The 4652-nt window shown below is 63.7% G+C and carries 6 protein-coding genes; 2 read left to right on the forward strand and 4 right to left on the reverse strand.

Going from position 1 to position 4652, the window contains the following annotated elements; all coding sequences use genetic code 11:
* Positions 1-282 precede the first annotated feature (282 nt).
* Positions 283-900, reverse strand: coding sequence for a helix-turn-helix domain-containing protein (locus VNW74_RS02505; RefSeq protein WP_325675032.1), 618 nt, complete (start codon positions 898-900; stop codon positions 283-285).
* Between the two features lie 125 nt (positions 901-1025).
* Between VNW74_RS02505 and VNW74_RS02510 the strand changes: the two genes are divergently transcribed.
* Both VNW74_RS02510 and VNW74_RS02515 read left to right on the forward strand, forming a co-directional pair.
* Positions 1026-1916, forward strand: coding sequence for an SDR family NAD(P)-dependent oxidoreductase (locus VNW74_RS02510; protein WP_325675033.1), 891 nt, complete (start codon positions 1026-1028; stop codon positions 1914-1916).
* A gap of 82 nt (positions 1917-1998) precedes the next feature.
* The gene (locus VNW74_RS02515; RefSeq protein WP_325675034.1) at positions 1999-2289 is read left to right on the forward strand and encodes an MmpS family transport accessory protein; all 291 of its coding nucleotides are present in this window, start codon (positions 1999-2001) and stop codon (positions 2287-2289) included.
* Between the two features lie 125 nt (positions 2290-2414).
* Here the strand turns inward: VNW74_RS02515 and VNW74_RS02520 are convergent, their stop codons facing one another.
* The 3 genes from VNW74_RS02520 to VNW74_RS02530 all read right to left on the reverse strand — a co-directional run.
* Entirely contained in the window at positions 2415-3110 is a 696-nt protein-coding gene (locus VNW74_RS02520; protein ID WP_325675035.1) for a hemerythrin domain-containing protein, read from the reverse strand.
* 81 nt (positions 3111-3191) lie between these two features.
* Entirely contained in the window at positions 3192-4166 is a 975-nt protein-coding gene (locus VNW74_RS02525; RefSeq protein WP_325675036.1) for an NmrA/HSCARG family protein, read from the reverse strand.
* Between the two features lie 85 nt (positions 4167-4251).
* The coding region (locus tag VNW74_RS02530) for a hypothetical protein (protein WP_325675037.1) at positions 4252-4652 on the reverse strand (401 nt) is incomplete at its 5' end.

The raw sequence follows: 4652 nt of genomic DNA on the forward strand, positions 1-4652 counted from the left end.
TCATCCGGCCGCACTCACCTGACTGGGAACGGCTCTACGGCATCTGGTCGACCTACTGGCCCGACGCTCACGAGTACGAGAAGAACACCTCCAGGAAATTCCCCGTCATCCGCCTGGAGCCCGTCGGCTGAAGGTGCGCCCCCCTCACACCGCTTCACCGAGGCTCATCCAGAGGTTCTGGTCATTGCTCCGCTGGTAGCCGCAGCTATCACCTTCGATCGACGCCGGTTCGCACTCAGGGGTCGTGATGCCACATGCCGCTGCGGTGTGTGGTTGCTTGCGTCACGCGGGGCAGATTCGATCGATCAGATCCGTCCACCCGGTTTTGAGTCGTCGGCGGTTGCGGTCGATCGCCGGCTTGGAGAGCTCGGCGGCTGTGAGTTGTAGGAATAGTGGGCCGTCTAAGGCGGCGGTGAGTTGAATCGCGAGGACATCGAGGTCTGCTACGTCTGGGGAGATTTGACCGACAAGCATTCGGATATGAATGCGCGAGAGGGGGCTTTCACGTCCGAGGGGCACTGGCTGACCGCCGTCAAGCGAGGCTCGTGCGATCTCGTGGTGGTCGAACAGAAACTGCACTCGGGCATGCCCGTAGGCGATCAACCGATTTCTCGGCGGCGCCCCGGGTCCCAATGGTGGCTTCCCGGACATCACCGCTAGTTGCAGACCGCGTTCTTCCTCGTCGAGCAGCGCTTGGAAGATGCCCGCGCGGCTACCGAAGCGGCGAAATACGGTGCCTTTACCCAGACCAGCGCGGGCAGCGAGGCCGTCCATAGTGACCCGTGCGGCGCCCACTTCAGCCATGAGTTCTCGCGCGGTGCTTAACAGTTGGCGCCGGTTGCGCGCCGCGTCAGCACGTTCACCGCTAGGTGTTGGCGGTGTCAACGCGAGCCGGTCCATGTAGTGAACTTTACGGGATTCCCATAAGCGGGGTATAGTCCGGTTAGTGATCTAGCGTCTGGACCATCCCGCAGCATCTTCGGTTTCACCGGGCCGAACTGCGGCCATCCGAAAGGCAGGCAATGATGAACCGACCACTGAACCCTGGCAAATTCAGCATTCGTCCCCAGCCGATCGACAGGCTGGATCTGTCGTCCAAGAGACTCCTCGTGATCGGGGGTACCAACGGCCTTGGGCGGGCAATCGCTGGGCTTGCGATGGCGCGCGGTGCCGATGTCACCGTCGTGGGCCGCACTTTGCGCGAATTTCCTCAAGGACAACCGAAATTTGTGCGGGCTGATCTGTCGTTGATGGCTGACGCGTTGCGGCTCGGTGAGGACCTCGCGGTCGAGGACGTCGACGTGACGCTTTTCACTGCCGGCATCATCGCCGCTCCAACGCGCGAGCAAACCGCCGAGGGCATCGAGCGCGACATGGCAGTCAGCTTCCTCAACCGGGTAGCCATCCTCAAGGGCATCAGTGGCCGCCTTGGAATCGCACGTCCCGCCGGCGCGCCCCAACCCCGCGTGTTCGTCATGGGCTCACCAGGCAGCGGCCAGCTCGGAAATCCCGGCGACCTCAACTCAGAGTTGCGGTATAAAGCCATGGCAGCCCACGCCAACACCCTCGCCGGCAACGAAGCCCTCGCGTTGGGCGCCAATGGGATGTTCCCCGGACCGGCATACTTTGGCCTTGGACCCGGGCTCATCAAGACCGGCATCCGCGAAAACTGGCTGGGCCGCAATGGAAGCCTGTCCTACCGCCTATTCGAAGGCGCCATCGGCCTGTTCCTGCAATCGCCAGACCAATACGCCAGACGCGTTGTCCCCTTGTTGTTTACACCGGAGCTCAACGGCCGTAACGGCATACTATTCAACCGCAAAGCACGTCCGACAACGCCGAGCAAGGGTTTTGACGGTTCGTATGTCACCGGCTACATGATCGCCACGACCGAACTCCTGAACCGCGCCTTCTAGGACAGCGGTCTGCGCGATGTCGCAGTCGCCATGACCGGAAGCTACGGAGGCAGAACGTATTCAGGATCCTCAAAAGGTGTGGATGCCGCTGCCTCTCGTTGTGGTGATAGCGCTAGGCGGATATGCCGTCGTCTGGATCCGCGATCTCTTCGGCGCCAATCCTGTTGCGGTGGTCGGCGACGAAAAGGGCGATGGTACTGCCCCGTTTAGCCCTAAACACATCACCTATGAGATAACCGGCCACCCGGCGGCCGCGCCGACGTTGATTATCCAGGCGGTCTTGATCTCGGTGGGCCGGCGGTCGTTGGACTCGCTGCCGTGCACGCCGCGGCCGCGCCTGCGGCGCCGTCAGTCCTGCTCGAGGCGCCGGTGAATGCGCCCTTCACGAACTCGACGCCCTCCGCGAAACCTGTTGCTAGGTACGCCTTCTCGGGGCGCTGTTCCTGGAAGGGTGCCGAACATCAGGTCGTGGGGTTGGTCAGTCACGTCGACTCCTGGTTAGAGTTCGGTGCTGCGCGGTGGGGTGGCGGTGCCGTGGACCCGCTGGGAGTGGTCCGCGAATGTCTTTGCCGCCAGCTGCCTGATGACGGGGCGGGCGTCGGCGGGCCTGGCGGCGATGAAGTGGTCGATGCTGTCGGGATCGCCCTCATACATCAGCAGGCCGATCGTGAGTGGGGATTGTGCTGGGTCGGCGGCCAATTCGCTCCCCATGGTCGGGTGCCACTCGGCGATCGTGATGTACTGCGCCATGAGGGGAACGACGCGGTCCTCCTCCGCACTCAGGTGCTCCTTCAACGCCGGGATCAGCCTGCCGAGAACGTCCGCCAGGGCCTCGCGAGACTCGACGGTGACGGCATCGCGCCAGATGCTCAACGCATCGTCGACCTCGTGGAGCAGCGTGGCGACCTGTTGGTGTTGACCTTGCATCAGCCCCACCAGCCGAGCCGCTCGGGTACAGCGATCGAGCAGCAGCGGCCAGATGTCCTCGTCTTCGTGGGTGTGGTGATCGTGCAACAGGGCGATCACAGCTTGCACGTGATCACCGATGATCTGGGCGCGGTCGTGGTCGCCCGCTACGACAGCGCCGACGAGTCCGGGCATCAGTGCGAACTCGCGGCGGAACATGTTGTGGATAATGAGCATATCGCTACTGCCGAAGTGCGGCTGCTCGTCAGGCTTCGCCAAGGAACTCATCACTAATCTCCTTTGATTCGCGCCGCGCAATGCGCGGCGCGAATCGTGCCGGGTATCAATTCGGGGAACTCGCAAGGGAATTCAGTCGAGGGGGATCTCGTTTTTGTGCTGGGTCAGCCAGGTGTCGAGCGGTTGGAGTTCGGGGTTGAGCTCACGCACCAGGTCGAGGTTGCGCACTCCGGTGAAGTATTCGGATACGTCGGCATAGAACTGGAACATGTTGGCGACCTCGACGGCGCCGGGCTGCCCGGATGCCCGCATCTGATCGGTGGTCATCGGTCGGTAGACGACCTTTTCGCCCAACGCTGCAGTGAACATCGCGGCGAGTTGCTCCCCAGTGGCGTGGGTGCCGGCGATGCTGACGGTCTTGCCGATGAAGTCATCACCGCGGCGAAAGACGCCGAGCGCGGTCTTGCCGATGTCCTCACCGGCGACGAGCGCAAGTTTGTTGTCGGCCATCGGCAGCGACAGAACCAGCTCGCCGTTGTCGTCACGGCGCGGGCCTTGGCCTTGCAGGAAAGCCTCGTAGTAGAACGTGGTCTGCAGGAAGGTGGTCGGCACGCCGAGCGCGGTGAACGATGCGTTGGCCTCGGCCTTGGCGTCGAAGTGCGGGACCTTGTAGTTGCCCAGGGCGTCGGGGACCTCGATACCGAGTCGCTGAAAGTGGGGCCGGGTGTCCTCGAGGGTGGACCACACCACGTGGCGCAGTTCGGTGTCCTTGGCGGCGCGGGCTGCTGCCGCGGCCTGGTCGAGTTCCATCTCGGCGCGGGTGCGGGCCTGCTCCTCTTCGGGGGTGCGCTGGACCCAGAAGTTGGTGACCACATAGGCGCCGTGAGCGCCGTCGAAGGCCTTGCGAAGGCTGGTCTCATCGTCGAGGTCTGCCTCGATCACCTCTGCCCCTTGGGCGGCGAGTGCACGCGCCGGGTCCGAGTCGGCGTTGCGGGTCAGGGCCCGCGCAGTGAACGGACCATCCGGGTCGGCCATGATCGCCCTGAGCAGCCCGCCGCCCTGCACGCCGGTCGCGCCCACTATCGCGATGATTTTCTTCTCGGTCATCCTCTACTCCTTTGACTGATTTGTGGATACTGATTAGGAATTGCTCCGACGAATCGAAGCCCTGGTCTCGCCTCGGCGAGCAGGTCTAGAGGTCGCGACGCCGCCCGACGGATTCGGCGGGTCGCGCGGTGATGAGTTGGTCCAGCAGTGTCAGTTGGACGTTGTACGGAACTTCTGCCTGGGTGAGGTCCCACATGACCTCGTCGACGCCGAGTTCGGCCACCCGGAGCAGGTCCCGCCTGATCTGGTCGACGGACCCTGACAGCGGCGCGCGACCGGCATCATCGAGTGGGGCTTCGGTCACGGGGTTGTTGACGCGCACGACGATCGGGCCGGGACTCTCAGCGGCGGGTACGGCGGCGCGGAAAGTCGCGAGTTGGTGCTCAAAGGATTTCCACTCGGAGATCCCCGGGTTCAGTCCGAGCCCTAGCCTTCCGGCGCGCTGCACAGCGGCGTCGACTCCCGGCGCTGCTGCGATGAGAATGG

The organism is Mycobacterium sp. (genome assembly GCF_035570115.1).
In the GTDB taxonomy this organism is placed as follows: Bacteria; Actinomycetota; Actinomycetes; order Mycobacteriales; family Mycobacteriaceae; genus Mycobacterium.

Coding starts and splice junctions, on each gene's coding strand:
- VNW74_RS02505 (WP_325675032.1), bottom strand. CDS start 900: ATGGACCGGCTCGCGTTGACACCGCCAACACCTAGCGGTGAACGTGCT.
- VNW74_RS02515 (WP_325675034.1), top strand. CDS start 1,999: ATGCCGCTGCCTCTCGTTGTGGTGATAGCGCTAGGCGGATATGCCGTC.
- VNW74_RS02525 (WP_325675036.1), bottom strand. CDS start 4,166: ATGACCGAGAAGAAAATCATCGCGATAGTGGGCGCGACCGGCGTGCAG.
- VNW74_RS02510 (WP_325675033.1), top strand. CDS start 1,026: ATGAACCGACCACTGAACCCTGGCAAATTCAGCATTCGTCCCCAGCCG.
- VNW74_RS02520 (WP_325675035.1), bottom strand. CDS start 3,110: ATGAGTTCCTTGGCGAAGCCTGACGAGCAGCCGCACTTCGGCAGTAGC.